We start from the raw sequence: 25,879 nt of genomic DNA, 5'->3' as shown, positions 1-25,879 counted from the left end.
CCCTACGGCACATTTTTGAAAGGCAGCATCATGAGCACTTCCGTCACCGCCCCCAGCTACCGGCTGGAACAGAAACGCCGGATCAGCGGTTCCTTCCCGGGCCCGAAGTCCGCTGCCCTGGAGGCACGCCGTGCCGCAGTGGTGGCCAAGGGGGTCGCCTCCAGCGTCCCCGTGTACGCAGCCGACGCCGACGGCGGGATCATCCTGGACGTGGACGGCAACGCCTTCACCGACCTCGGTTCCGGCATTGCCGTGACCAGCGTCGGTGCGTCCGATCCCGCCGTCGTCGCTGCCGTGCAGGCGCAGGCCGCGCACTTCACGCACACCTGCTTTATGGTCACCCCGTACGAGGGCTACGTAGCCGTAGCCGAACGGCTGGCCGAAGTGACGCCTGGGGACTTCGAAAAGCGCACCGTGCTGTTCAACTCGGGTGCCGAAGCGGTGGAGAACGCGGTGAAGATTGCCCGGTCCGCCACCGGACGCAACGCCGTAGTGGCCTTCGACCATGCCTACCACGGGCGCACCAACCTCACCATGGGGCTGACCGCGAAGGCCATGCCGTACAAAACCGGTTTCGGTCCGTTCGCCCCGGAAATTTACCGGATGCCGATGAGCTACCCGTACCGGGAGGAAAACCCTGCCATCACCGGCGTCGAAGCCGCGGACCGGGCGATCCTCGCCATCGAGAAGCAAATCGGCGCCGACCAGCTCGCCGCCCTGCTGATTGAACCGATCCAGGGCGAGGGCGGGTTCATCGTCCCGGCGGAAGGCTTCCTGCCCCGGCTGGCAGAGTGGGCGCGTGCCAACGGCGTGGTCTTTATTGCCGACGAGGTGCAGTCCGGTTTCTGCCGGACGGGTGAGTGGTTCGCCGTCCAGCACGAGGGCGTGGTTCCGGATCTGATCACCATGGCCAAGGGCATTGCCGGCGGCATGCCGCTATCCGCCGTGACCGGCCGCGCGGAGCTGCTCGACGCCGTGCATCCCGGCGGCCTCGGCGGGACGTACGGCGGCAATCCGGTGGCCTGCGCCGCCGCGCTGGCCGCCATGGACACCATGGTGGCCCAGGACCTTGCCGGCCGGGCGAAGCACATCGAGGAGCTGGTGCTGCCCCGGCTGCGGGCGCTGGCCGCGGAGTCCGGCGCGGTCGGAGACGTGCGCGGCCGCGGGGCCATGCTTGCCGTGGAGCTCGTCATCCCGGGGACCATGGAGCCCGACGCCGCTGCCGCCAAAGCGGTGGCTGCGGCCTGCCTGCGCGAGGGCGTCATTGTGCTGACCTGCGGTACCTACGGCAACGTCATCCGGTTGCTGCCGCCGCTGACCATCGGCGACGAACTGCTGCTTGACGGCCTCGATGTACTGGAGGCAGCGGTCCGCGCGCAAGGTTGACCCTTTAGCGGTCTTGCCGGCAGGCCACACCGGCCTGCCGGCTGAGCCCTGTCACCAGGGCATCCAGCCCGGCGTCGAACGCCGTATCGGCGGCACGGCCTTCTTTCCGGCCCAACTGCTCCTGCACCGCGGACGTGAACAGCGGACTGTCCGGAGCGAGGGCACCGGTGTCAAAGATGTCCTGCGGCGCCACGGCGTCGTACGCCGAGCCGTAGATAAAGGACTCAAGTGCCACAATGGCGGGCACGATGTGTTCCTGCGGCCAGCCCGCGCGGAGGAAACCCTCGGTGACAACTTCGTACATTGCCAGGGTCCGGGGCGCGCCGCGGACCTGCAGGACGGCGATCACCGGAATCAGCGGTGTGTGCCGGGCGAACACATCGCGGTAGGAACGTGCCCAGGTCCGGACCGCCTCCTCCCAGGGAAGCTCGCTGAAGCAGGATGTGTCCACCCCCGACATTACGTAGTCCTGGATCCACTGCAGGACTTCAGCCTTGGATTCCACATGGTTGTACAGGGCCGAGGGAGCCACACTCAGGCGCCGGGCCAGGGCAGACATTGTCAGCCCGTCATAGCCCTTGGCGCGGATGACGGCCAAGGCCGCGGCTGTAATTTTCCCGGGCGTCAGCACGCGGTTGGCGGGACGTCCCGCTCCGCGCCGTGCGGGTACCTGCCCTGTCATCCGCTCCCGTTCCGTCCTTCCCCAAGAAGTGCAGTGCCGTGCAATGTTCTTGCCGTGCACTGCCATGCCGCATGCAACTGTGCCTGCCTGCCTGCCTGCCTGCCTGCCTGCCGGACTAGCTGCGCTGTCTGCCGGACTAGCTGCGCTGTCTGCCTGCTTGCCAGACTGGCTGCGCTGCCTGCCTGCCGGACTAGCTGCGCTGCCTGCCAGACGACCGGCTGAGCCGCAAACCCCTGACCCTTAATATTCACACAACCCCTTCCCCTTCCGTGTGACGGACGCTACAGTTCCACTCAATAAATGAACACCATTCATTTACCGCACCCGTGCAGCTCCGCATCCGTTGCTGCACGCGGCGGTACGCGGCCGCTCCCGGCCGCAGGGAAAGGAATCTGTGCAAACGCTGGAACGCGACGTTGTGATCATTGGGGCCGGACCGTCCGGACTGTCCGCTGCCCGGGCCCTGAAGGCCGGCGGGCTCAGTGTGGCAGTCCTTGAGGCGCGTGACCGTGTGGGCGGCCGGACTTGGACGGACACCATCGACGGGGCGATGCTCGAAATCGGCGGCCAGTGGATTTCCCCGGACCAAACCGCCCTGTCCGCGCTGGTGGAAGAGCTGGGCCTGGGAACCTTTGAACGCTACCGCGAGGGCGAATCGGTCTACATTTCGGCGGACGGAACCCGGCGCACCTACACCGGGGATATGTTTCCGGTGGGAGAGCAGACCGAAAAGGAAATGCTTCGCCTGATCGAGATCCTGGATGCGCTGGCCGCGGAAACCGACCCCGCCGCACCGTGGAATCATCCCAGAGCACGGGAACTCGACACCGTTTCCTTCCACCACTGGCTGCGGGCGCAGTCCGCGGATGAAGAGGCCTGCAACAACATCGGGTTGTTCGTAGCGGGGGGAATGCTGACGAAACCGGCCCACGCTTTCTCCGCTCTGCAGGCAGTACTCATGGCAGCGTCCGCCGGTTCCTTCTCGAACCTGGTGGATGAGGACTTCATCCTGGACCGCCGCGTCGCCGGAGGTATGCAGCAGGTATCCGAACGGATGGCAGAGGACCTGGCCGGGGACGTGTTCCTGTCCAACCCGGTGCGTTTCATGCGCTGGCCCGGTGAAAGCAGCGGCACGGCCGGGGGCACGCACGAGGGCGGAACTGGCACAATGCAGGACGGCGAAACGGGCACGACGGCGATTACGGACCCGATTCGCACGACGGCTGTGACAGCAGTTGCCGAATCTGTCACCGTCCACGCCCGGTATGCCGTGATGGCCGTGCCACCGAACCTCTATTCCCGGGTCTCCTTTAAACCGCCGTTGCCGCGCCGGCAGCACCAGATGCACCAGCACCAGTCCCTGGGCCTGGTCATCAAGGTCCACGCCGTATACCGCACTCCGTTCTGGCGGGACAAAGGGCTCTCCGGCACCTGCTTCGGAGCGGGCGAACTGGTGCAGGAGGTCTACGACAACACCAACCACCAGGACCCGCGCGGCACCCTCGTCGGTTTTGTTTCCGATGAAAAGGCGGACCGAATGTTTGAACTGTCAGCCCAGGACCGCCGCCGGGCGATTCTTTCCTCCATCGCCGCGTTCCTGGGCGAGGAGGCACTGGAGCCGGAGGTCTACTACGAGTCCGACTGGGGCTCGGAGGAATGGACACGGGGCGCCTACGCGGCCAGCTACGACTTGGGCGGCCTTCACCGCTACGGGAAGGACCAGCTCACCCCGGTGGGCCCCATCTACTGGTCCTGCTCCGACCTCGCAGCCGAGGGCTACCAGCACGTAGACGGCGCGGTGCGAATGGGCCAGGGAACGGCACACAAAATCCTGGCCGTAGACGGTCAAGGCTGAAAGGGGCACCACTGTGCGCTACGTCGTCGGATACACGGCCAATGAACAGGGCCGGGATGCGCTGAACCTCGCGGGTGTGCTGGCCCGAACCCAGCACGCCGGACTGGACCTGGTTCTGGTTGCTCCTGAACCCTCGCCCTACACCGCCGTCTATCCCCCGGAACGCGGCTACACCGACCTGCTCGACGAGCAGCTGGAGGCCTGGCGCACCGAGGCCCTGGGTTTGGTGCCTGCGGATGTCCACGCCGATGCAGAGATCCGGCGGGCTGACTCTGACGCTCAGGGCCTCATGGACGCTGCGGAGGATCTCGATGCCGGACTCATAGTGGTGGGTGCCGCCGGCAACAGCATCTTCCAGCGCTTCACTGTCGGCAGCGTCGCGAATGCCCTCCTCCATGCTTCCTCCGTACCGGTCGCGTTGGCCCCGAAGGGGTACAGCCGCACTGCGCCGCTGACCCGGATCACCTGCGGCATCGGCAGCCGTCCCGGCGCGCAGGACGTGCTCGACGCCGCGGTGGAGGCAGCCGCACGCAGTTCGCTGCCGCTGCGGCTGGTGTCACTGGTGGCGCTGGACGCGCCGGCCGGGAAAGACGAAGCCATGGCGGAAGCGTCCCGCCATGCCAAGGCCGCCCAGGCCAAAGCGGAAGCGCTCGCGGGCGGCCGCTGTCCCGTCAGCGCAGTGGTAGCCCACGGGAGGACCATAGAAAACGCTATTGACGAACTGGATTTCGACAAGGGCGAAATCATGCTTATCGGCTCCAGCCGGCTGGCCCAGAACCACCGGCTGTTCCTGGGCACTACGGCCAGCAAGGTACTTCGCAGCCTTCCCGTACCCATGGTGGTTATCCCCCGCAACGACGGGGCTCATCCTGCCGGCGGTCCACAACACACAACAGAGGAGATCCAATGAGCTCCAGCAGTGCAGTAGTGCCCGCCCGCGGAGACGAAGGCGGAAATGGCCTGAGCCGCAAGGGCTTGAAATCCGGCTCCGTGGGCCTGCTGGGCGCCGTCGTCATCGGCATCTCTTGCATAGCCCCCGCCTACACGCTCACCGCCGGCCTGGGCCCCACGGTGTCCGAGGTGGGTGTCCAGCTCCCTGCGATCTTCCTGGTCGGGTTCATCCCCATGATCCTGGTGGCCTTGGGCTACCGCGAATTAAACAACGCGATGCCGGACTCAGGCACGTCCTTCACCTGGGCCACCCGGGCGTTCGGGCCATGGGTGGGCTGGATGGGCGGCTGGGGTCTGATCGCAGCAACGATCATTGTGCTGTCTAACCTGGCGGCCGTGGCGGTGGACTTCTTCTATCTGCTGGTCGCACAGGTCACGGGGAACGACTCCCTGGCGGACCTGACCACCAACCTGCCGCTGAACATCCTCACCACCTGCCTGTTTATTGCCGGTGCCTGCTGGATCTCCTACCGGGGGATCGAAACCACCAAGGCCTTCCAATACGTGCTGGTGGGTTTCCAGTTGCTGGTTCTGGGATGGTTCTCCGTGGCGGCGTTCATCCACGTGGCTAACGGAACGGCCTTTGATGCCACCGCCATCACCGCCGACTGGTTCAACCCCTTCGCCGTGGAGTCCTTTTCCGCATTCGCTGCCGGAGTATCGCTGTCCATCTTTGTGTACTGGGGCTGGGACGTGACGCTGACCATGAACGAGGAGACCCGCAACCCGGACAAAACCCCGGGGCGGGCAGCCACCGTGACTGTGTTCGTGATTGTCCTGATCTACATGATGGTTGCCCTGGCAACCCTTGCCTTCGCCGGGGTGGGGGAGGGGGAACTCGGGGCCGGCAATCCGGACAACCAAGAGAGCATCTTTGCCGTCCTGGCTGGTCCGGTCATGGGGCCGTTTGCCATATTGATGTCCCTGTCCATCCTCAGCAGCTCCGCTGCGTCGCTGCAGTCCACCTTCGTCTCACCGGCCCGGACGCTGCTCGCGATGGGGCACTACCGGGCGCTTCCCGGCAAGTTCGCCAGGATCAGCCCGGCGCACAAGTCTCCGGGGTATGCCACCGTGGTGGCCGCGCTGGCAGCAGCAGGGTTCTATGCCTTCACGCGGGTGGTCTCCGAGAACGCACTATGGGACACCATCACCGCCCTGGGCCTGATGATTTGCTTCTACTACGGCATCACGGCGCTCGCCTGCGTCTGGTTCTTCCGCGCCGAGGCCTTCAGCTCGGTGCGCAGCTTCCTGCTGAAATTCCTGTCCCCGCTGCTGGGAGGAGTGATCCTGTTCGTCATGTTTTTCAAGACCGCGAGTGACTCCATGGACCCCTCCTACGGCTCCGGGTCCTCCGTGGCCGGGATTGGGCTGGTATTCGTCCTGGGCATGGGCGTAATCCTTCTCGGAGCGGTGCTGATGCTCATCATGTACAAGGCCAATCCGGGGTTCTTCCGCGGTGAAACACTGCGAAAGGGAGTCGCTGAACCGGTTCCGGCGGAACTTGCGTAAAAGTTCCTCTGGAACTCCCACAGTCCGCAGGAACGTCGCAACTCCCCCCGGTTGCGGCGTTCCTGTGTTTATTCACCGAAGTTTATGCACCGAACCCGGGGTTTCTGCACCGAACCCGGGGTCTATTCACCGAACCCGGAGTTTATTTACCGAACCGGGTTGGGAACCTGCCTCCGGGTGGAAGTAGGTGTTCCTCAGCTGCTCCCGGTCCGGATCCACATAGGCCGGAGGCCGAAACCAGGGAATGCCGGATTGCATCGACACCTGCCAGTTCCCCTGATGAATCAGGTGGTGGTGGAACGAGCACAGCAATGCTCCGTTATGGATACTGGTACCCCCGCCGCGCTCCCAGAAGGTGACGTGGTGTGCCTCCGTCCAAGGCCCGGGGACAGTACACCCCGGGAACGTACAGCCGCGGTCGCGCGCATGCAGGGCTTTGCGCAGGTGCGGAGGGAACAACCGTGTCGCTCTGCCTAAGTCCAGCACCTGGCCCGCCGACCCCAACACTGCGGGGATCAGATCGGCATCGCAAGCAAGCCTGCGTACCTCTTCTGCGCGGATTGGGCCGGAGAAGGCTGCTGCTCCAGGGATTGGGAAGGATTTGCAGGTGCCATCGGACGGAGGGATGCCTTCCTCGGAACGGGTAGCTAGTCCTGCCACCAGTGCGTCATGGCTGATAGTCACCATCACCTGCGGGCGCAGACCGCCTGAAGCGGGCACCCCGCCGGTAGCGAGGCCAGCTCGGATTGCCCCCAAAAGTCCTTCCAGCAGTTGCTGAGGGCGGCTTGGTTCCGGCGGCCGCGAGGAAGTATCCGACGGCGTAATGCCGGCCGAAGGAACTTCGCGGGCAGCGACGCGGGGGTTCGCGCCGCCGTTCATCGCGGTTGTGAGGGCCTCATGCTGTTCGTCCGTGCAGTAGACGTGCAGATGGTTTAGTCCGTTCCTTCGACGGCCAGCGAAAATCCCTTGGAACCGTGCGAGTTCTTCCTCCCCGGGCGGGGTTTCCTGGTCGATGAGAGCGAGCCAATGCCGTGCAGTGCGGAGCAGAAAGTCATGATCCTGCTGGGCCCCGACCTCGACTAACTGCTTCTCCATGGAATCGAGCAGATCCGGCTGCAACCGTGGTTGCGCCTCTTCCAGGGACTGAACGATGAGTTCGACACCTGCTGCAGACAGGACACCATCGGCAGATGACTCGGCGACTCTTGGAAAGGAAGGTGGTAGGGAACGGCCCGTGAGAGTGTTCGTGGGCAGAATCGCAGCGGCGAGACCCAGCCGGCGCTTCGCTTCGGCCCGCGAGATCCGCAGCCGGGCCCGAAGGAAATCGGCGGTACTGCGGAATTCGCGGAAGCGGCGTCTAGTGTTGGTGCCTTTTCCGCTCGCGGCTTGCTCGTCCGAAGAGACACCATAGGTGTCGGCCGGACGGTGCCGGTCGACCGTGCCGGCCACGACGACCTGCAGGTACTGCGTGATGCGTGACAGGTCTTCAATGACGGAAGCAGCTTCGACGGCCTCCTCGAGGTCCACAAGCTTCCAGTCATTGGCCATTGACTCGCTCAGCCCGCGAGCCGCCTCGAGCAGCGCCTCGGCGTCAGAAACCAGCTCCGTCCCGTGCACCGTGGAGGAGTGCGCCACTCGCACCGCCTCCTCTACCGGTTCCGCCGTCATGGAACCAGCCTCTCCTAAAGCGGCACAGCACACACCACGGTCCTCTGGCTTTGGGAACGAAGTTCCCTGCCCCGGAACGGAACGCCCCCCCTGTGGAGGATTAGTCGCCGTCCGGGCGGACCTGTGGTCCTGCACGCGGCCTGTCTTCGGAGCCCGCCCAGACAGCCTTCCTACGCGGCAGCCGCCGCAGCCCGCAGCTTGCGGTTGCGCCGGGGTCCGCCGATCATGTCGACGGTCAGCATCACGAGTGCCAGCCACACCAGCCCGAAGCCGGCCCACCGCTCCGGCGGCATGGCTTCCTTAAATACGGTTAGCGCGAGGATGAACTGCAGCGTGGGGGCCAGATACTGCAGCAGTCCTACGGTGGAAAGCGGCAGCCGGCGGGCAGCGGCGCCGAAGAAGATCAGGGGGACGGCGGTGATGACGCCGGAAGCGATCAGCAGCCACATATGAGCCGGCCCGTTGGTGGTCAGCGTGGCGGCGCCGGATACCCCGAGCCAGACCATGACGGCGGCGGCAATCGGGGTCAGCACGGCGGTTTCAATGGTGAGGCTGGAAACGGCGTCGACCCGGGAGCCGATGCCTTTCTTGACCAGTCCGTAGAACCCGAAGCTGAACGCCAGGGCCAGGGCGATCCAAGGCATGTTTCCGTAGGCCAAGGCAAGCACCAGGACGGCAATGAAGCCCACGCCCATGGCCGCCCACTGCAGAGGGCGGAGCTTTTCCTTGAGCACCAGGACACCCAGCAGTACCGAAACCAGCGGGTTGATGAAGTAGCCCAGTGCCGCTTCAACGGCGTGTTCATTCAGGACGGCCCAGGAATAGGTCAGCCAATTCACGGCAATCAGCAGGGCAGCTCCACCCAGGGTGCCCACGATGCGCGGGTTGCGGCCGGCGGCGAGCATGGGCTTCCATGCCCGCATCACGGTCAGCAGGATGGCGCAGAACACCAGTGACCACACCACGCGGTTGGCCACGATCTCCACCGCTCCGGCGGGCTTGAGCACCATGAAGTACAGGGGAAGCAGCCCCCAGAGGCCATAGGCGGCAACACCAAACAGGATGCCGGGAAGATTCTCGCGGCCAGTCCCGGCAGAACCTGAGGAACCGGCAGAAACGTTAGTGCGGGCGGGTGCGGCGTCGGGCTCGGCGTTACGCACGCCGCGGAGGGCGGGGACAGGCTTGGAGAAAGGCACGTGGGCATCAACACACCAGTCCCGGATCCTATTCCCGCCTGCCTTTGGGCAACCGTTTAGACGGCGGGGAACCCGGCATTTAGAATAAATAACTGTGTGTTAATTGCGCACCTACGGATCTTTCGAAGAGAAGAAGGACTATCAGTGACTAACCCAGCCGCGGAGAGCCCCCAGCGTCCCTTGAGGGTCGCCATTATCGGTGCAGGCCCCGCCGGTGTTTACGCCGCCGACATCCTTACCAAGGCCGAGCGGGACTTTGAGGTCAGCATTGACCTTTTCGACCAGTACCCCGCCCCTTACGGCCTGATCCGCTACGGGGTGGCACCCGACCACCCGCGGATCAAGGGCATCGTCAACGCCCTGCACAAGGTGCTGGACCGCGGCGACATCCGCTTCCTCGGCAACGTCAACTACGGACGCGACCTGACGCTGACGGACTTCCGGCACTTCTATGACGCCATCATCTTCGCCACCGGCGCCATCAAGGACGCACCCCTGAACGTGCCCGGCGTCGAGCTGGAAGGCTCCTTCGGCGGAGCCGACTTCGTCTCCTGGTATGACGGGCACCCGGACGTTCCGCGTGAATGGCCGCTGGACGCGAAGGAAGTTGCCGTGATTGGCAACGGCAACGTAGCCCTCGACGTCGCGCGCATCCTTTCCAAGCACGCCGATGACCTGCTCACCACGGAGATCCCGGCGAACGTCTACGAGGGCCTGAAGAAGTCCCCGGTGACGGATGTGCACATCTTCGGACGCCGCGGCCCGGCGCAGGTGAAGTTCACGCCCCTGGAACTGCGCGAGCTTTCGCACTCACGCGACGTCGACATTGTGCTCTACCCCGAGGACTTTGAATTCGACGAGGGCTCTGATGAGCAGATCCGCACGAACAACCAGACCAAAACCATGGTCAACACCCTGACCAACTGGTTGGTGGAGGAGCAGGACACCGGCGCCTCCCGCCGCCTGCACCTGCACTTCCTGCACAGCCCCGTGGAGATTTACGACGACGCCGCGAACCCGGGCAAGGTTACGGGCATGAAGTTCGAACGTACGGAACTGGACGGAACCGGCAACGTACGCGGCACCGGCGAGATTGTCGACTACCCCGTCCAGGCCGTCTACCGGGCCATCGGCTACTTTGGCTCCGAGCTGCCCGAGGTGGGCTACGACGAGCGCCGCGGCGTGATCCCGAACGAGGGCGGCCGCGTCATCAACGAAGACGGCACCCCCGTCCCGGGCATCTACACCACGGGTTGGATCAAGCGCGGCCCGGTGGGCCTGATCGGGCATACCAAGGGTGATGCGCTGGAGACCATCGGCTTCCTGCTCGAGGACCGGCTGAACCTTCCCGCCGCCTCGCACCCGGATCCCTCCTCCATCATCGAGCTGCTGGAGGAACGGGGCGTCAAGTACACCACCTGGGAGGGCTGGCTGAAGCTGGATGCCTACGAGCGCAGCCTCGGCGCCTCCTACATCCACCCGGATTCGACTGCTGCCGAACTCGTCCGCGAGCGCGTCAAGGTGGTTGACCGCGAGGAAATGACCCGCATCTCCCGCGGCGAATAAGCGAATCGCCGGCCCAGCCGGCCGCAAAGGAGGGCCGCAGTCCAGCCGGACTGCGGCCCTCCTTTGTCTATGCGCGTCCCTGTGCACTGCCAGACGACGACGACGGCGACGCCGGCCAACCCGCCGGCTCCCGACGGCGACGACGACGCCGGCGACGGCCCCGCATCCCCGCCCGACCCACGGCGACGACGCCGGCCCGGCCCCGCCCGCCGGCGACGACGACGCCGGCCCCGCCCGCCCACGGCGACGTTGGACCCACGGCGACCGGCCGGAGCACAGGAATAAGTTACGCGGTGGAAACCAGTGGAGCCCGCCGGGCCCAGAAGGTACTCTTGCCACCATCCGGCCCGCGGGTTTCCTGCGGCGGTTCTCCCAATCAGAGTGGATAGGCGGAGCGGTGGATACTTCGGCTGGCGTCACCGGGCAGGAGTCCGCCCTGCACGCCCACGAGCAGCTGAGCCCGGGCCGCCCGGTACCCAGCCTCCTGCGCGAGCCAGTCCGCGAGTCATGGCAGCGTTCGCTCGGCTATTCCCGCAACCCCGATGTCGACACTCCTGTCCTGGCCTTTGAACCGGACGAACTGCGGGAGTACCGGAAGGTTCACCCGCTGCACGTGGTGATGCCCGTAATCCAGCGGCTCTTGGTGCAGCCTGCAGCGGACAGCGGGCTCCTGGTGGCGGTGGGGGACCAGCACGGCCGCCTGCTGTGGGTGGAGGGGGACGAGGACCTGCGCCGCCGCGCGGAGGGCATGTACTTCATGCCGGGCACCGACTGGTCCGAGCCGTCCATTGGTACCAGCGCCCCGGGCGCGGCACTAGCCGGCGGAACGGGCATCCAGATTGCCGGGGCCGAGCACTTCAACCGCAGGGTCCATTCCTTTAACTGCACTGCCGTTCCGGTCCGGGACCCGGACTCGGGGACGGTAATCGGCGTCGTGGATATTACCGGGGGCGTGGCCGCCGTAGCACCGCACACCCTGTCCCTGATTGAGGCCGCTGTGGACGCGGCCCAGTCGCACCTGCGGATTGAGCGGCTGGAAGCCCGTGAGCGCAGCCGCAGCGGGCGGCGGCTGCGCCGGCTCGAAACGGTCCGCGCTGGGTTGTACCGTGACAGCCTGCAGATCCTGGGCCGCGACCATGCCCTCCTGAACGTGGGCGGAGCGTCACTGCAGCTCAGCGGCCGGCACGCAGAACTGCTGACCCTGCTCGCGCTGAACCCGCAGGGGCTCACCGCCGACGAGTTGGCCGCCATGGCGTATCCGGAGACCGCAGCGCCAGCCACGGTCCGGGCCGAGATGCTGCGCCTGCGCGCCATGCTGGCGCGGTTCGCGGACGGTCCGCAGGGGCTCGTGCCCCAGTCCCGGCCCTACCGCCTGCCCCGGGAGCTGGTGGTAGATGCCCGGCAGGTACTCAGCTACCTCGAACACGGTGCCCACCGCCTGGCGCTGAACATTTATGCCGGTCCGGTGCTGCCGCGCTCCGAAGCTCCGGCTGTGTCCGGCCTCCGGGCCGAAGTGTCGTCGGTCCTGCGGGAAACCATGCTTTCGGACGCATCTCCGGACCTCCTTGCCCAGTACCTCAAGCTGGAGGAAGCGGAGGACGACGTCGAGGGCTGGGCTGTTCTGCTGCGCCTGCTGCCGCCGGACTCTCCGCGGAGGGCCGCCGTCGTCGCCCGCTTGGAGCGCCTGGACCGTGAACTGGGGCTGGACCGTGAACTGGGGCTGAACCGTGAGCCGGGACTAAACCGTGAACGGGGCGTTCCCCGGCCGGGCCCGCTTGGGGTCCGGTCATGGGGGAGATCCGCAGGCTCGTCAGCAGCCCGGCAATACCAGGCCCGAACGTAACTGGAAGCGCGCCTATGCAACGTACATGCAACGTTGTGCTGCCTACCCTCAAAATATCCGCAGGCGGCCCGCTACGCCCCTGTGACCAGCACGCGGCCGCCGTCCAACGGTTGACCGCACGGAAGAGGGAGCTCAACGATGAGTGTTTATGCCCAGCCAGGCACCGAAGGCGCCAAAGTCACCTTCAAACCGCGCTACGAGAACTGGATCGGCGGGGAATGGGTGGCCCCGGTCAAAGGCCAGTACTTCGAAAATATTTCACCGGTCACCGGCAAGCCGTTCTGCGAAGTGGCTCGGGGAACCTCGGAGGACATCGATCTGGCCCTGGATGCGGCGCACAAGGCCGCTGGGGCATGGGGCAAGACTGCGGTGGCCGAGCGCGCGCTGGTCCTGAACCGGATTGCTGACCGGATCGAAGCCAACCTGGAAATGCTGGCCGTGGCCGAAACCTGGGACAACGGGAAGCCCGTCCGGGAAACCCTGGCGGCGGACCTGCCGCTGGCGGTGGACCACTTCCGCTACTTTGCCGGCGCCATCCGGGCCCAGGAAGGTTCGATCTCGCAGATCGACGACAACACCACCGCTTACCATTTCCATGAGCCCCTCGGTGTGGTGGGCCAGATCATCCCCTGGAATTTCCCCATCCTGATGGCCACCTGGAAGCTGGCGCCGGCGCTTGCCGCCGGCAACGCCGTCGTTCTCAAGCCCGCGGAACAGACCCCGGCGTCGATCATGGTGCTGATGGAACTTATTGCGGACCTGCTGCCGGCAGGCGTGCTGAACGTGGTCAACGGTTTCGGCGTGGAAGCGGGCAAGCCGCTGGCTTCCTCGAACCGGATCCGCAAAATCGCCTTCACGGGCGAGACCACCACCGGCCGGCTGATCATGCAGTACGCCAGCCAGAACCTCATTCCGGTCACCTTGGAACTGGGCGGCAAGAGCCCGAACATTTTCTTCTCCGACGTCGCGGCAGCCGATGATGCTTTCTACGACAAGGCGCTGGAGGGCTTCAACATGTTCGCCCTGAACCAGGGCGAGGTCTGCACCTGCCCCTCGCGGGCGCTGGTCCAGGACTCCATGTACGACTCCTTCATGGCCGACGCCCTGGCCCGCACTGCCCAGATGGTGCAGGGCAACCCGCTGGACACCAACACCATGGTCGGCGCGCAGGCCTCCAATGACCAGTTGGAGAAGATCCTCTCCTACCTGGACATCGGCCGGCAGGAGGGCGCGAAGGTCCTGGCTGGCGGCTCCCGGCGGATCCTCGACGGCGACCTGGCCGACGGTTTCTACGTTGAGCCCACGGTCTTCGAGGGCAGCAACAGCATGCGGATCTTCCAGGAGGAGATCTTCGGCCCGGTGGTGTCGGTGACCCGTTTCTCCGACTACGGGGAAGCGCTGGCCATCGCCAACGACACGCTGTACGGCCTGGGTGCCGGTGTGTGGTCCCGGGACGGGAATACTGCCTACCGGGCGGGCCGGGATATCCAGGCCGGCCGGGTCTGGGTAAACAACTACCACGCCTATCCCGCCCACGCGGCCTTCGGCGGCTACAAGTCCTCCGGCATTGGGCGCGAAAACCACGCCATGATGCTGGACCACTACCAGCAGACCAAAAACCTGCTGGTCAGCTACGCCGAAAACAAGCAGGGCTTCTTCTAGGAACCTGCCGGGCCCGCCTACGCTGGGTTACGCCCTACCTCCGATCGGATTGAGGATTGAATGGCCAGCATGCAAGCAGCAGTAGTGAACCAACTGGGTGCAGGCAGTGTCGATGGCCGGGTGGTGATCGGGTACTGATGGATACCGCACCTGTCTCCACTCTGGACGCGGCGGCGGCGCTGCCCGGGGAAGATTTCTCCCGGGTGGCGCTCACCCCGTCAGCGCAGGAACTGCTGCGCGTCCTCCGGCAACAGCACGGTCCGCTGATGTTCCACCAGTCCGGCGGCTGCTGCGACGGCTCCTCGCCCATGTGTTACCCGAAAGGGGAGTTCCTTACCGGGGACGCTGACGTGCTGCTGGGAGTCTTCGATCTGGACGGGGACGAACTGGAGTTCTGGATGTCGCGGGAACAGTTCGAATACTGGAAACACACCCACCTGACCGTGGATGTGGTGTCCGGGCGCGGCAGCGGATTCTCCGTGGAGGCCCCCGAAGGTAAACGGTTCCTCATCCGGTCCCGTCTGTTCAGCTAGCCGGCAAATAGTAAGCTGGCTGTTGAACCTGCCGTTTTGCACGGTAGGGTGCAGATGGACGGTACTTATCGAGGCCCAGTGAGGGCGGGAGAAGAGGAAGACCATGGTTAAGAAGTTTGTATTCCTGGCCGGCTTGGGTGCAGGCTACCTGGCCGGCTCCAAGGGCGGCCGCGAGAAGCTGATGAAGCTCTGGAACGATCCCAAGGTTCAGGACACCGTGTCCCACGGTACCGACTGGGCCAAGGAGAAGGCCCCGGGCCTGCAGGACAAGGTCACGGGCGCCGCTAAGGACGCTGCTTCCAAGGTCAAGGGCTCCTCGAGCGGGTCCGGATCCACTGCCGGCAGCAGCTCCAGCAGCACCGGAAGCAGCAGCACCGGCTCCGCAGCAGGGTCCTCTGCGGCCGGAGCCAACGGTTCCTTCACCAACGGCGGCGAGCACAAGATGTCGCCGGCCGAGCCGCAGCCGGAGGCCTAGGCTCAGCTCCAAACGCAGCACAACGCAACGGATGGGCGGACGAAAGTCTGCCTGTCCGTTGCGTTTTGTGTATTCCGGAACCCGCAGGGTGCCGGGCACGTTGGGTAGGCGTGGGACGCGTGCGGATCCTCGGAACCGTCAGCCGCCAGCGAAAATTGCGCTGCGGAACCGGAAATGGGAATAGCGCGCAACGGTACGTCCGTTATGTTCGGCTAGTATCGAGTGCCCGGAAAGAACACAACAACGGATTTGGAGTGTGAGCCGAGAAAATGGCTACAGATTACGACGCACCGCGCAAGACTGAGGAAGATGCCGGCACTACCTCCTCCATCGAGGAACTCCAGGCCCGGCGAACCGACAAGCAGTCTGCCGTAGTTGACGTCGATGAAGCCGAAGCGGCCGAAGGATTCGAACTGCCCGGCGCTGACCTCTCCGGCGAAGAACTGCTGGTGCGGGTAGTGCCGCCCCAGGAAGACGAGTTCACGTGCAACTCCTGTTTCCTTGTCCGTCACCGCTCCCAGCTGGCCGTGGAAAAGAACGGCCTGGCCTACTGCAAGGACTGCGAGGGCTAAGCGCCTTCTCCCTGCCGCCGCACCTCCTCCGGTCCGGCGGCTGCCTGCTTTAACCGCGTGTTGGAAAGGGGGTGGCCGGGTAATGACAGGAACGACGACGGCGGTGCTGCTTGCCGCGGGTGCCGGCACCCGTTTGGGGCTGGGGCCGAAGGCGATGCTGCCGTTCCGTGGCCGACCCCTGATTGAACACCAGGTGCGGGTGCTGCGGGACGGCGGGTGCGCCACGGTGGTGGCCGTGCTCGGCGCCGGCAGGGGAGACATCCTGGCCGCGGCCAGACTGCAGGACGCCCGCCCGGTGCTCAACCCCGACTGGCAGCGCGGCATGGGTACCAGCTACCGCAGCGGCGTTGCGGCAGCCCTGGCACTGTGTCCGGGGGCGGTGCTGGTGGCCCTGGTGGATCAGCCGGGCCTGACCGCCGCCGTCGTCGCCCGGCTCCTGGCCGCCGGGAGGCCAGGCCGGATCACCGCCGCGGGTTACCGTGATCCGGGATCGGACCGGCTGCGGCGCGGCCATCCGGTGCTGTTCGATGCGGCGCTGGCGGCCCGAAGCCTTGAACCCGGTGAAGCCGCTGATGACGGCGATGCAGGCGATACCGGAGCTCGGCACTTCCTGGCCGCCCATCCGGACCTGGTGGACTTAATTGACTGCTCGGACCTGGCCGACGGGCGGGACGTAGACAGCGAAGCGGACCTTGTCCTGTTAGACTGAAAACTTCGTAGGGGAGTATCCCGAAACGCAGATATCCGTCAACACGTGGAGCACCGACGCTCCGCCGGATTCCGCGGCCGCCCGCAAGGGTTGGCGGGAGAGACCTATGCTCCTTTGGCATACCCTACGAAAGCAGACATCTCATGACTGTTTCCCCCATGGTCTGGGGAGTGACCATTGTGGTCATCCTGGCCCTTCTGGCCTTTGATTACTTCTTCCACATCCGCAAGGCGCACATCCCCACCCTCAAGGAAGCGGCCATCTGGTCCTCCATCTACGTGGGCGTGGCGATAGTCTTCGGCATCATCGTGTTTGTCCTTGGCGGCAGCCAGATGGGTACGGAGTACTTCGCCGGGTACATCACCGAAAAGGCCCTGTCGGTGGACAACCTGTTTGTCTTCCTGATCATCATGGCGAGTTTCCGGGTGCCGCGTGAGGACCAGCAGAAGGTCCTGCTCTTCGGCATTGTCTTCTCGCTGATTGCCCGCACCGCCTTCATCTTCCTCGGCGCAGCACTGATCAATTCCTTCTCCTGGATCTTCTACCTCTTCGGCCTGATCCTGCTGATCACCGCCGGAAACCTGCTCAAGCCCGAAAGCACCGAGGGCGACGACGAAGCCAACAACTTCATCATCCGGCTGGCCCGGAAGATCTTCCACACCTCGGACTCCTACGACGGCGACAAGCTGTTCACCATGGAGAACGGCAAGCGCGTCCTGACGCCCATGCTGCTGGTCATGGTGGCCATCGGCGGTACCGACATCCTCTTCGCGCTGGACTCCATTCCGGCCATCTTCGGCCTGACCCAGAACGTCTACATTGTCTTCACCGCCACCGCGTTCTCCCTGATGGGCCTTCGCCAGCTGTACTTCCTGATCGACGGCCTGCTGGACCGCCTGATCTACCTGACCTACGGCCTGGCCGCCATCCTGGCCTTCATCGGCGTCAAGCTTGTCCTGCACGCCCTGCATGAAAACACCCTGCCGTTCATCAACGGCGGCGAGCATGTACCGGTCATTGAAATCACCACCACACTGTCCCTTTCCGTCATCATCGGCGTGCTGGTGGTCACCGTCATCGGTTCCCTGGTCAGCCCGGCAGGCAAGGCCATGACGGCGGTCAACAACGCCCGCCGCCATGCCGACGCCTACCTGGACCTGTCCTACACTGCCGATCCGGCCGAGCGCGAGCGGGTGTACAAGGCACTGTGCGACGAAGAGCAGGACATCCTGAAGATGGACCTCAAGTACCGCGACAAGGTCAAGGACATCGGGGAGATCCGCGAAACCGTGGCCCGCGCTCACAGCGAGCACGAGCGCTACCTCTCCCGCTAGGAAACAGCACCAGTCCCGGCCCAACCCGCCTGGACGGCAACAACGCCCGGGCAGCGACACCGCTGCCCGGGCGTTGTTGTGCGGCTTCCCGGGGCTTCCGCAAGGCTCGGGGGTTTCCGCAAGGCTCCGGGGCTTCTGCAAGGCTCGGGGGCTTCCCGGCGGCACTTCCGGTCCGGTTCAGCCTTCCCTGACGGTCCGTTCTAGCGGTCCGTTTCCTGGCGGTGCAGCCGCGGGATGCTGCCTGCCGCCGCCATCCGTCCACCCGCCCGGCGGACCGCCATCCCCAGGCAGACTCCGGACACCAGTCCGCCAAGCCCGCCCGCGGCCAGGTCCCCCATGGTGTCCCCGTAGCCCACGTTGATACTCCCGTCGACAAAGGCGTTGCCCCACCATTCGCCCATCTCCCATAGGACACTCAGCGCCAGTCCCAGGGAGAGCACCAGCACGGGCACAACCAACGGCAGGGAGCGCGAGGGGCGGTGCGGACGGCGTACGGCCGGGACCGCGTTGAACTGGACCAGCAGGAAGTAAGACATGGCGGCAAGAACACCCGTGGCCGCGCAATGGATGGCCAGGTCCCACCAGGAGATGCGGGCATACAGGTCCGCCACGCTGCTCCATGCCGCCAGCAGCAGCACCAGGCCGTACGCCGTGTCGAATCCCGGAATCACGTCCAGGCTGCGGGCAACCAGCAGCCCCAGCAGCACCAGCAGGAACAGGGCGGTTTCCACCGGTCCCAGCAGCAGGAGTGCGCCGGCCACGCTGAGGATGCCCAGCGCACGCACCACGTCCGCAATGACTTCCCCGCGGGTCTCCGGCGGCCGGAGCAGTGCATCGATCATCCTCATACGGTAGCCCGGCCGCGGCTGCGGCAGGAGGGGGCGCGGGGATCCGCGAACCGGGGACCACAGCCGCCCCACGCTAAACTCGGCGCATGTCCACTGTGCTTCCGCCCGTTACCGTGGTGATCCCATGCCGCAATGATGCCGCGCTGCTGGAAGCCTGCCTGCAGTCACTGGCCGGACAGAGCCTCGCGCCGCGGGAAATCGTGGTGGTGGATAACAACAGCACCGATGCCAGCGCTGAAACGGCGCGCCGTTTCGGCGCCCGGGTGGTCTTTGAGCCGGTGCCCGGTATTCCGGCCGCGGCAAGCGCCGGGTACGACGCCGCGTCCGGCCCGCTCGGCGCGGACACAGTTGCGGCAGGTGCCGCAGCCGGCCCGGCGACGGTCCCGGAACCGGACCTGATTATTGCCCGATGTGACGCCGATTGCGTGCTTCCCCGGGATTGGGTTCAGAGAATAGCTGAATCGTTCGCCGCGGACCCGGCTTTGGAAGTGCTCAGCGGGCCCGGGGTGTTCTACGGAATGTCCCCGCGCACCGGACGGCTGGTTTCCCGCCTGTATCTGGGCTCCTACTACCTGGCCATGGGATCGGCCCTGGCCCACTGGCCGTTTTTCGGGTCCAACCTGGCTCTGCGGGCACGCACCTGGCAGGACGTCAGCGGGCAGGTGCACCGTGAGGATGCGCAGATGCACGACGACGTGTGCCTGAGCTTCCACTTGGGTCAGGGCCGCCGCTGCAGGCGGGACCGGAGCCTTGTTGTCGGGATGGCACCGCGGGCCGTACAGACCAGGGCCAACCTGGCCCTGCGGTTCCGCCGGGCCTTCCACACTCTCGTCTCCCACTGGCCGCCGGAATATCCGTGGGTGCGCTGGGGCAGGCGCGTTGCCCGGGGCTGAAAGGGCACGGAGGAAGACGGTTTGAGTGCCCTGCGAAGCGCGGAAGTCCGTTGCCGCCGTGCCTGGCCCGCAGGCCCGGGGAATCCCGTCTAGGGGTAGAGCAGGGGCAGCTGCAGCACGAGCCACGGGCTGAACGCCCAGGGGGTCAGCCGCACCGCATCAACCAGCGGCACGGGGTCAACCCACTGCCAGTCCATGACCTCGTCCTCCGCCGGCACCGGATCCGCGTCGGCAACAGCGGTGTAGACCGGGCAGATTTCATGCTCCACAATCCCGGAGGCGTCCACGGCGCGGTAGCGGAAATCCGGCAGGCGCAGGGTCAGATCGCGGACCCGAAGGCCCAGTTCGCGCTCCGCCCGCCGGCGGACCGCGTCCTCGTTTGGTTCGCCGGGGCCGGGGTGGCCGCAGAACGAATTGGTCCACACTCCCGGCCAGGTCAGCTTGGACAGAGCGCGCCGGGTCACCAGCAGCTGGCCGCGGGTGTTGAACACATGCGTGGAGAACGCCAGATGCAGTGGAGTGTCGGTGGTGTGCACCCCGGCCTTGTCCCGGGTGCCCAACGCATGGCCGTCATTGTCAACCAGAACCACCAGTTCTGCGCGGCCTGTCATTTCTTCCACTCGTCCCATACGTGTTTACTTTACCTATGCAGACGCACCCCCCGCTCGAGCTGAACACCGGCCAGGAGCAGGTAGAGGCAGTCCTGAACCGGTTCTTCGAACAGGCCAAGGAACGGGCAGTCAAGCTCGGCTCCAGCTACCTGTCCCTGTGGCAGGCCTTGGAGGATTCCACGGCCGGGGGGAAGCGGGTGCGTCCGCGCAGCCTGCTGACCGCCTATCTGCACCTTGGCGGGACGGACATCCGCGCCGCTGCGCACGTAGGTGCCGCTTTCGAGCTGCTGCATACGGCGTTGATTGTGCACGATGACGTCATTGACCTGGATTTCTCCCGCCGGGGCCACTCCAATGTTTCCGGTGTGTACCGGGACCTGGCTGCATCAGCGGGCGCGGGGGAGGGCGCTGCACGGCACCGCGGCCTGTCCGCCGGGGTTATTGCCGGAGACCTGGCCCTGACCGGTGCGTTCCGGCTGCTGGACAGTGCCGGAGTGGACACGGACCTGCGGCTCCGATTGGCGGAAATCCTCGATGACGCCGTCTTTGCCTCCGCCGGAGGCGAGCTGATCGACGTCGACTTTTCCTTCCACCCCGGTGCCCCGCCCATTTCCGAAATCCTGCACATGGAACGCCTGAAGACCGCCGTGTACTCCTTCGAGGCGCCGCTGCAGGCCGGCGCCGTGCTTGCCGGGGCGTCCGACGACGTTGTGTCCACTCTGGGCCTGTACGGACAGGACATCGGTATCGCCTACCAAGTCGTGGATGACCTGCTGGGCGTGTTCGGCGCCGAAAGCGCCACCGGCAAATCCAGTTTCTCCGACCTGCGCGAGGGTAAGCGCACCGTGCTGGTCTCCTATGTGGCGGATAAGCCGGAATGGGCCGAACTGTCCGGGCTGATCGGCAACCCCGACCTCACCGTCCGCGATGCCGCCCGTGCCCGCGAACTGCTCGTATCCTCCGGCGCCCGGGACCACGCCCGCGAGTTGATGCAGGAATACGCAGACCGGGCACGGCAGCACCTGGACTGCCCGGCCGTGACGCCTGGACTGCGCGCCGCGTTGTCCGCCGTCGTTGACGACGCCGTGAACCGGGGACGCTAGGACGTGGCAGCAGAACAGGGGCTGGCCCTCTACAACACTGTGTCCCGGCAGACCTCGGCCGTCCTGATCCGGAACTATTCAACATCCTTCGGGCTGGCTTCCCGGCTGCTGTCCGCGCGTACCCGGATGCAAATCGAAACCATCTACGCGCTGGTGCGGCTGGCCGATGAAATCGTCGACGGCGTGGCTGCGGCGGCCCACATTCCGCGCGCAGAGATCGGGGTGCTGCTCGATGAACTCGAAGCGGACACCGAACGTGCGCTCCGGACCGGTTACAGCACCAACCTGGTGGTCCACGCCTTCGCGCTAACCGCCCGCGGGACCGGCATCGGCACGGACCTCACGCGCCCCTTCTTTGCCTCCATGCGGGCGGACCTGGACCAGGCAGAGCACACCGCGGCCAGCTTCAATGACTACGTCTACGGCTCGGCCGAAGTCATAGGACTGATGTGCCTGCAGTGCTTCCTGTACGGGATCTCCCTGCCCGAGGACCAGGCCAAACGGCTGCGGGAAGGCGCCCAGCGGCTGGGCGCGGCATTCCAGAAGGTCAACTTCCTCCGGGACCTGGCGCAGGACTTCGAGGCCCTGGGCCGCAGCTATTTCCCCGGCGTTACCGTTGCGGCGTTCACCGAAGCGGACAAGAACCGGATCCTGGACGGGATCGACGCCGACCTGATCGTGTCCGGCGCGGCGGTGGCGCAGCTGCCGCCGGGCTGCCGTGCCGCCGTCGCTTTGGCCCAGGACCTGTTCAGCGAGCTCGCCCGCCGGCTCCGGGACACCCCGGCCGAGCAGCTGCGCAGCACCCGCATCCGGGTGCCCAATCCGGTCAAGGCCCGGATAGCGGCCCGGGCGCTGCTGACCCGCAAAGTGGCCGCCCGGCCGGTATCCCCAACCGCCCCGAACGGAAGGCAACCATGAGCACGAGTCCGCGCACCGCCGTCGTAATAGGCGGCGGCATCACGGGTCTGGCCACTGCCGCGCTGCTGGCACGCGAAGGCCTCTCGGTGACCGTGCTGGAAAAGCAGCCCGAAACCGGCGGCCGTGCCGGCAGCTGGGAAACCGGCGGCTTCCGCTTCGACACCGGTCCGTCCTGGTACCTGATGCCGGAAGTCTTTGACCACTTCTTCCGGATGCTTGGGACCTCCGCCGCAGCGCAGCTGGACCTGGTCCGGCTGGATCCCGGCTACCGGGTGCTGTTCGAGGATGAGCCCGAACCGGTGGATATTGCTGCCACCCGGGAGGCCAACATTGCGCTCTTTGAATCCCTTGAACCCGGCGCCGGACCGCGCCTGGTGGAGTACCTCGAGTCCGCCGAAGAGGTCTACGCGATGGCGAAAAAGCGGTTCCTCTACTCCACGTTCGCCTCGTTCGCCCCGCTGCTGCGCGCCGACGTGCTGCGCCGGGGACCCCGGCTGGCCCGGCTGCTGCTCGAACCGCTGAGCACCTTCGTGGCCAAACGCTTCACCGATCCGCGGATTCGGCAAATCCTGGGCTACCCGGCTGTGTTCCTGGGTTCCTCGCCGTTCACCACGCCCAGCATGTACCACCTGATGAGCCGGCTGGACCTTGCTGACGGGGTGCTGTACCCCATGGGCGGCTTCGCCCGGATGGTATCCGTGATCGGCGACCTGGCCCGCGCCGAGGGCGTTCGGATCCTCACCGGAGCAGAGGTCACCGGTATCCGCACCACCGCCGCCGGCCGGCGCAAACCACGCGTTGCCGGTGTCCGCTACCGGGACGCCGGGGGAGCCGAAGCGTCCCTGGACGCGGACCTGGTGGTCTCGGCCGCGGATCTGCACCACACCGAAACCGCCCTGCTGCCGGCCGAACTACAGACCTACCCGGAGAGGTACTGGCAGCGCCGCGTTCCCGGTCCCGGCGGGCTGCTGCTGCACCTGGGCGTGCAGGGCAAGCTCCCGCAGCTGGAACACCACACCCTGCTGTTCACCAAGGACTGGGAAGCGAACTTCGGGAAGATCTTCGGCAAGGAAACGTCCGTGCCGGATCCGGCCTCCCTGTATGTATGCCGGCCCAGCGCCACGGACCCGGATGCGGCCCCTGACGGCCACGAGAACCTGTTCGTCCTGGTACCCGTACCGTCCGACCCGTCACTTGGCGCCGGCGGCATTGACGGCGCGGGGGACCCCCGGATCGAAAAAATGGCCGACGCCGTAATTGCCCAGCTTTCGGCCTGGGCCGGCATTCCCGACCTGGCCGAGCGGATCATCATCCGCCGCACGGTGGGGCCGCAGGATTTCGTGACGGATCTAAACTCGTGGCGCGGCACGATGCTGGGTCCGGCGCACATCCTTAAGCAAAGTGCCTTTTTCCGCGGCACCAACGCCAGCCGGAAGGTGGACGGGCTGCTGTACGCCGGCGGGTCCACGCTGCCCGGCATCGGCCTGCCGATGTGCCTGATCAGCGCCGAACTGGTGCTCAAGCGGCTGCGCGGGGAGACGGGCACCGAGGCGCTGCCCGAGCCGGCACCGTGGTCTGCTGCTGCTGCTGCTGCGCCGGCTGCGGGCCCCGGACATGCTTCCCCCGGACTGGAAACATCTGGACTGGAAACATCAGGACTGGATCTATCTGGGGCGGAGGACGCCTGATGGGAGTGCTGTACCTGCTTTTCCTGCTGCTGTCCCTGGGGTGCATGGCCCTGCTGGACCACCGGTTCCGGCTGTTCTTTTTCGCCGATGCCCGCCGCGCCGGGATTGTTCTGGTCCTCGGGGTCTTGTTCTTTACCGCTTGGGACCTGGCCGGCATCGGCGCGGATATCTTCTACCGCGGAGAGACCCCGTTTATGCTCGGCCTCGCCCTGGCCCCGCACCTTCCCGTGGAGGAGATCTTCTTCCTGGCCTTCCTCTGCTATCTGACCATGGTGGTTTTCGGCCTGGTCCGGCTGGCCGCCGGACTCGCTGCGGAACGGGGCGCGAACCGGGCGGCCGTACGGATGCAGGGCCGCGCGCCCGGGCAACCGGGGCACCCCGGGCAACCAGGGCAACCAGGGCGCAAGCCGGTGCGTAAACCGACGGAGCGGCCGCAGCCATGACGTACTGGACCCTTAACGCGTTTTTCCTGCTGCCGGCCGCCGGAGTATGCGCCGCAGCACTGCTGGCCAGGCGCCGCCGGCCGCGCTTCTACGCCGCGGCAGCGGCCGTTACGGCCGCCGTCCTGCTGGCCCTGACGGCGGTCTTCGACAACATGATGATCCGCGTGGGCCTGTTTTGGTACAACAATGACCGCATTTCCGGCGCGTTCGCGGGTGCCGCTCCGCTCGAGGACTTCGCCTACCCGCTGGCGGCCGTCCTATTGCTGCCCGCCCTGTGGATCCTTTTGCCGGGCCGGGCCCCCGAACCGGGCGCACCAAGGCCGGGCACTGCATCAACGCCGGACACTGCATCAACGCCGGGCACTGTATCAACGCCGGGCACTGTATCAACGCCGGACACCGCACATCCTGCCCCTAAGGAGAATCCGTGAGCACCGGCTCCACCCGAACGGCCGGCAGCACCCTGCGGATGCTGCTGGTGTCCTCCCGGCCGCTGTCCTGGGTCAACACCGCCTACCCGTTTGCTGCCGCGTACCTGTTGACCACGGGACGCATTGACGCTGCATGGGTGATTGGAACCCTGTATTTCCTGGTGCCCTACAACCTGGCGATGTACGGCATTAACGACGTTTTCGACTATGAGTCGGACCTGCACAATCCACGCAAGGGCGGTGTGGAGGGCGCGGTCCTGGACCGCAGTTTCCACCGCGTCACCCTCTGGGCGGCACTGGCCACCAACGTGCCCTTCCTCGCCGCCCTGGTGCTGCTGGGCAGCCCGCTGTCCTGGCTGGTGCTGGCCATCAGCGTGTTCGCCGTCATTGCCTACAGCGCTCCCGGCCTCCGGTTCAAGGAGCGCCCGTTCCTGGACTCCATGACCTCCAGCACCCACTTCGTCAGCCCGGCCCTGTACGGACTGGTGCTTGCCGGGGCTGTGTTCACCCCCGGCCTGTGCGCCGTGCTGGGCGCCTTCTTCCTCTGGGGAATGGCCAGCCAGGCCTTCGGAGCCGTGCAGGACGTGGTGCCGGACCGGGAGGGCGGCATCGGGTCCATCGCCACCGTGCTCGGCGCCCGGCCCGTGGTGCGGCTTGCCGCAGCCGCGTATTTGGCTGCGGGCCTGCTGATGCTGATGACCCCATGGCCGGCCCTGCTGGGCGGGCTCCTGGCCGTGCCCTACATCCTCAACCTGCTGCCGTTCATGGGGATTACCGATGCCGGCTCCGCCGCCGCCAACGCCGGGTGGAAGCGGTTCCTGAAACTGAACTTCCTCACCGGTTTCCTGGTGACGCTGCTGATCATCTGGTACTGGCCCAGCCGGTAAGAACCCAGCCGGTAAGAACCCGGCGGGCCAGAACCCTGCCGGGTTAGAAGCCCGGCAGGCAGCAGCACACGCAAAAGCGGCCGGCCCCCGAGGGGACCGGCCGCTGCTGTCTACGC

The 25,879-nt window shown here is 66.1% G+C and carries 24 protein-coding genes; 19 read left to right on the top strand and 5 right to left on the bottom strand.

The annotated features are described in order from the left end of the window. Window positions 1–30 precede the first annotated feature (30 nt). Complete coding sequence (gene gabT / locus LOC57_RS01975; RefSeq protein WP_229957762.1) at window positions 31–1,386, top strand: 4-aminobutyrate--2-oxoglutarate transaminase; 1,356 nt, start codon at window positions 31–33, stop codon at window positions 1,384–1,386. A 4-nt stretch (window positions 1,387–1,390) separates the two neighbouring features. On the opposite strand, the gene LOC57_RS01970 is transcribed toward gabT, so the two are convergent. Continuing rightward, the gene (locus LOC57_RS01970; protein ID WP_229957760.1) at window positions 1,391–2,068 is read right to left on the bottom strand and encodes a TetR/AcrR family transcriptional regulator; all 678 of its coding nucleotides are present in this window, start codon (window positions 2,066–2,068) and stop codon (window positions 1,391–1,393) included. A 394-nt stretch (window positions 2,069–2,462) separates the two neighbouring features. Here LOC57_RS01970 and LOC57_RS01965 point away from each other — a divergent pair, with 394 nt between their 5' ends. From LOC57_RS01965 to LOC57_RS01955, 3 genes are read left to right on the top strand one after another with little or no spacing between them, the layout of a single operon-like run. Next, window positions 2,463–3,923: a flavin monoamine oxidase family protein gene (locus tag LOC57_RS01965; protein WP_229957758.1), complete on the top strand. Its 1,461-nt coding sequence runs from the start codon at window positions 2,463–2,465 to the stop codon at window positions 3,921–3,923. A gap of 13 nt (window positions 3,924–3,936) precedes the next feature. Then, window positions 3,937–4,833 (top strand): universal stress protein, encoded by an 897-nt coding sequence (locus tag LOC57_RS01960; protein ID WP_229957756.1) that lies wholly within the window; start codon window positions 3,937–3,939, stop codon window positions 4,831–4,833. Beyond that, window positions 4,830–6,383: an APC family permease gene (locus tag LOC57_RS01955; protein WP_229957754.1), complete on the top strand. Its 1,554-nt coding sequence runs from the start codon at window positions 4,830–4,832 to the stop codon at window positions 6,381–6,383. Before LOC57_RS01960 ends, LOC57_RS01955 begins: the two co-directional genes overlap by 4 nt. 126 nt (window positions 6,384–6,509) lie before the next feature. Here the strand turns inward: LOC57_RS01955 and LOC57_RS01950 are convergent, their stop codons facing one another. Beyond that, window positions 6,510–8,051 (bottom strand): HNH endonuclease signature motif containing protein, encoded by a 1,542-nt coding sequence (locus LOC57_RS01950; protein ID WP_229957752.1) that lies wholly within the window; start codon window positions 8,049–8,051, stop codon window positions 6,510–6,512. A 170-nt stretch (window positions 8,052–8,221) separates the two neighbouring features. Continuing rightward, the gene (gene rarD / locus LOC57_RS01945) at window positions 8,222–9,247 is read right to left on the bottom strand and encodes an EamA family transporter RarD (RefSeq protein WP_442860700.1); all 1,026 of its coding nucleotides are present in this window, start codon (window positions 9,245–9,247) and stop codon (window positions 8,222–8,224) included. 144 nt (window positions 9,248–9,391) lie between these two features. Between rarD and LOC57_RS01940 the strand changes: the two genes are divergently transcribed. The 8 genes from LOC57_RS01940 (at window position 9,392) to LOC57_RS01905 (ending at window position 17,941) form a co-directional block, all read left to right on the top strand. Beyond that, entirely contained in the window at window positions 9,392–10,813 is a 1,422-nt protein-coding gene (locus tag LOC57_RS01940; protein WP_229957750.1) for an FAD-dependent oxidoreductase, read from the top strand. A 397-nt stretch (window positions 10,814–11,210) separates the two neighbouring features. Then, window positions 11,211–12,656 (top strand): transcriptional regulator, encoded by a 1,446-nt coding sequence (locus LOC57_RS01935; RefSeq protein ID WP_229957748.1) that lies wholly within the window; start codon window positions 11,211–11,213, stop codon window positions 12,654–12,656. A 138-nt stretch (window positions 12,657–12,794) separates the two neighbouring features. After that, window positions 12,795–14,318 (top strand): acetaldehyde dehydrogenase ExaC, encoded by a 1,524-nt coding sequence (exaC, locus tag LOC57_RS01930; RefSeq protein WP_227912718.1) that lies wholly within the window; start codon window positions 12,795–12,797, stop codon window positions 14,316–14,318. 137 nt (window positions 14,319–14,455) lie between these two features. After that, a complete protein-coding gene (locus LOC57_RS01925; RefSeq protein ID WP_227912719.1) occupies window positions 14,456–14,851 on the top strand; it encodes a DUF779 domain-containing protein in 396 nt (131 codons plus the stop codon). A 103-nt stretch (window positions 14,852–14,954) separates the two neighbouring features. Beyond that, entirely contained in the window at window positions 14,955–15,326 is a 372-nt protein-coding gene (locus LOC57_RS01920; protein ID WP_229957746.1) for a YtxH domain-containing protein, read from the top strand. Window positions 15,327–15,595: 269 nt separating this feature from the next. Next, window positions 15,596–15,898 carry a DUF4193 domain-containing protein gene (locus LOC57_RS01915; protein WP_227912721.1) on the top strand — a complete coding sequence of 101 codons (303 nt, stop codon included), beginning with the start codon at window positions 15,596–15,598 and terminating at the stop codon, window positions 15,896–15,898. 82 nt (window positions 15,899–15,980) lie between these two features. Continuing rightward, on the top strand, window positions 15,981–16,607 hold the full coding sequence (locus LOC57_RS01910) for a nucleotidyltransferase family protein (protein ID WP_229957744.1): 627 nt from the start codon (window positions 15,981–15,983) through the stop codon (window positions 16,605–16,607). Between the two features lie 143 nt (window positions 16,608–16,750). After that, a complete protein-coding gene (locus LOC57_RS01905; RefSeq protein WP_227912723.1) occupies window positions 16,751–17,941 on the top strand; it encodes a TerC family protein in 1,191 nt (396 codons plus the stop codon). Window positions 17,942–18,141: 200 nt separating this feature from the next. On the opposite strand, the gene LOC57_RS01900 is transcribed toward LOC57_RS01905, so the two are convergent. Then, window positions 18,142–18,783 (bottom strand): hypothetical protein, encoded by a 642-nt coding sequence (locus LOC57_RS01900; RefSeq protein ID WP_227912724.1) that lies wholly within the window; start codon window positions 18,781–18,783, stop codon window positions 18,142–18,144. A 92-nt stretch (window positions 18,784–18,875) separates the two neighbouring features. Between LOC57_RS01900 and LOC57_RS01895 the strand changes: the two genes are divergently transcribed. Next, window positions 18,876–19,682 (top strand): glycosyltransferase family A protein, encoded by an 807-nt coding sequence (locus LOC57_RS01895; RefSeq protein WP_229957742.1) that lies wholly within the window; start codon window positions 18,876–18,878, stop codon window positions 19,680–19,682. 89 nt (window positions 19,683–19,771) lie between these two features. Here LOC57_RS01895 and idi read toward each other — a convergent pair whose 3' ends face one another. Beyond that, window positions 19,772–20,293 (bottom strand): isopentenyl-diphosphate Delta-isomerase, encoded by a 522-nt coding sequence (gene idi, locus LOC57_RS01890; RefSeq protein WP_229957801.1) that lies wholly within the window; start codon window positions 20,291–20,293, stop codon window positions 19,772–19,774. A 35-nt stretch (window positions 20,294–20,328) separates the two neighbouring features. On the opposite strand from idi, the gene LOC57_RS01885 reads away from it, so the two are divergent. Genes LOC57_RS01885 through LOC57_RS01860 form a run of 6 tightly spaced genes read left to right on the top strand, consistent with a single transcriptional unit; the run spans window position 20,329 to window position 25,763 of the window. Continuing rightward, complete coding sequence (locus tag LOC57_RS01885; RefSeq protein WP_227912726.1) at window positions 20,329–21,396, top strand: polyprenyl synthetase family protein; 1,068 nt, start codon at window positions 20,329–20,331, stop codon at window positions 21,394–21,396. 3 nt (window positions 21,397–21,399) lie between these two features. Beyond that, window positions 21,400–22,314: a phytoene/squalene synthase family protein gene (locus LOC57_RS01880; RefSeq protein WP_227912727.1), complete on the top strand. Its 915-nt coding sequence runs from the start codon at window positions 21,400–21,402 to the stop codon at window positions 22,312–22,314. Then, window positions 22,311–24,002 (top strand): phytoene desaturase family protein, encoded by a 1,692-nt coding sequence (gene crtI / locus LOC57_RS01875; protein ID WP_229957740.1) that lies wholly within the window; start codon window positions 22,311–22,313, stop codon window positions 24,000–24,002. Before LOC57_RS01880 ends, crtI begins: the two co-directional genes overlap by 4 nt. Next, entirely contained in the window at window positions 24,002–24,445 is a 444-nt protein-coding gene (locus LOC57_RS01870; RefSeq protein WP_227912729.1) for a lycopene cyclase domain-containing protein, read from the top strand. Before crtI ends, LOC57_RS01870 begins: the two co-directional genes overlap by 1 nt. Further along, entirely contained in the window at window positions 24,442–24,876 is a 435-nt protein-coding gene (locus tag LOC57_RS01865; protein WP_229957738.1) for a lycopene cyclase domain-containing protein, read from the top strand. Before LOC57_RS01870 ends, LOC57_RS01865 begins: the two co-directional genes overlap by 4 nt. Continuing rightward, window positions 24,873–25,763 carry a prenyltransferase gene (locus LOC57_RS01860; protein ID WP_331460625.1) on the top strand — a complete coding sequence of 297 codons (891 nt, stop codon included), beginning with the start codon at window positions 24,873–24,875 and terminating at the stop codon, window positions 25,761–25,763. Before LOC57_RS01865 ends, LOC57_RS01860 begins: the two co-directional genes overlap by 4 nt. The last annotated feature ends 116 nt before the right edge of the window (window positions 25,764–25,879 follow it).

Origin of the sequence: Arthrobacter sp. zg-Y750 (assembly GCF_020907365.1) — a bacterium.
In the GTDB taxonomy this organism is placed as follows: domain Bacteria; phylum Actinomycetota; class Actinomycetes; order Actinomycetales; family Micrococcaceae; genus Arthrobacter_B.
The sequence above is the reverse complement of the archived record's forward strand: the minus strand, read 5'-3'. Positions and strand labels throughout refer to the sequence as shown.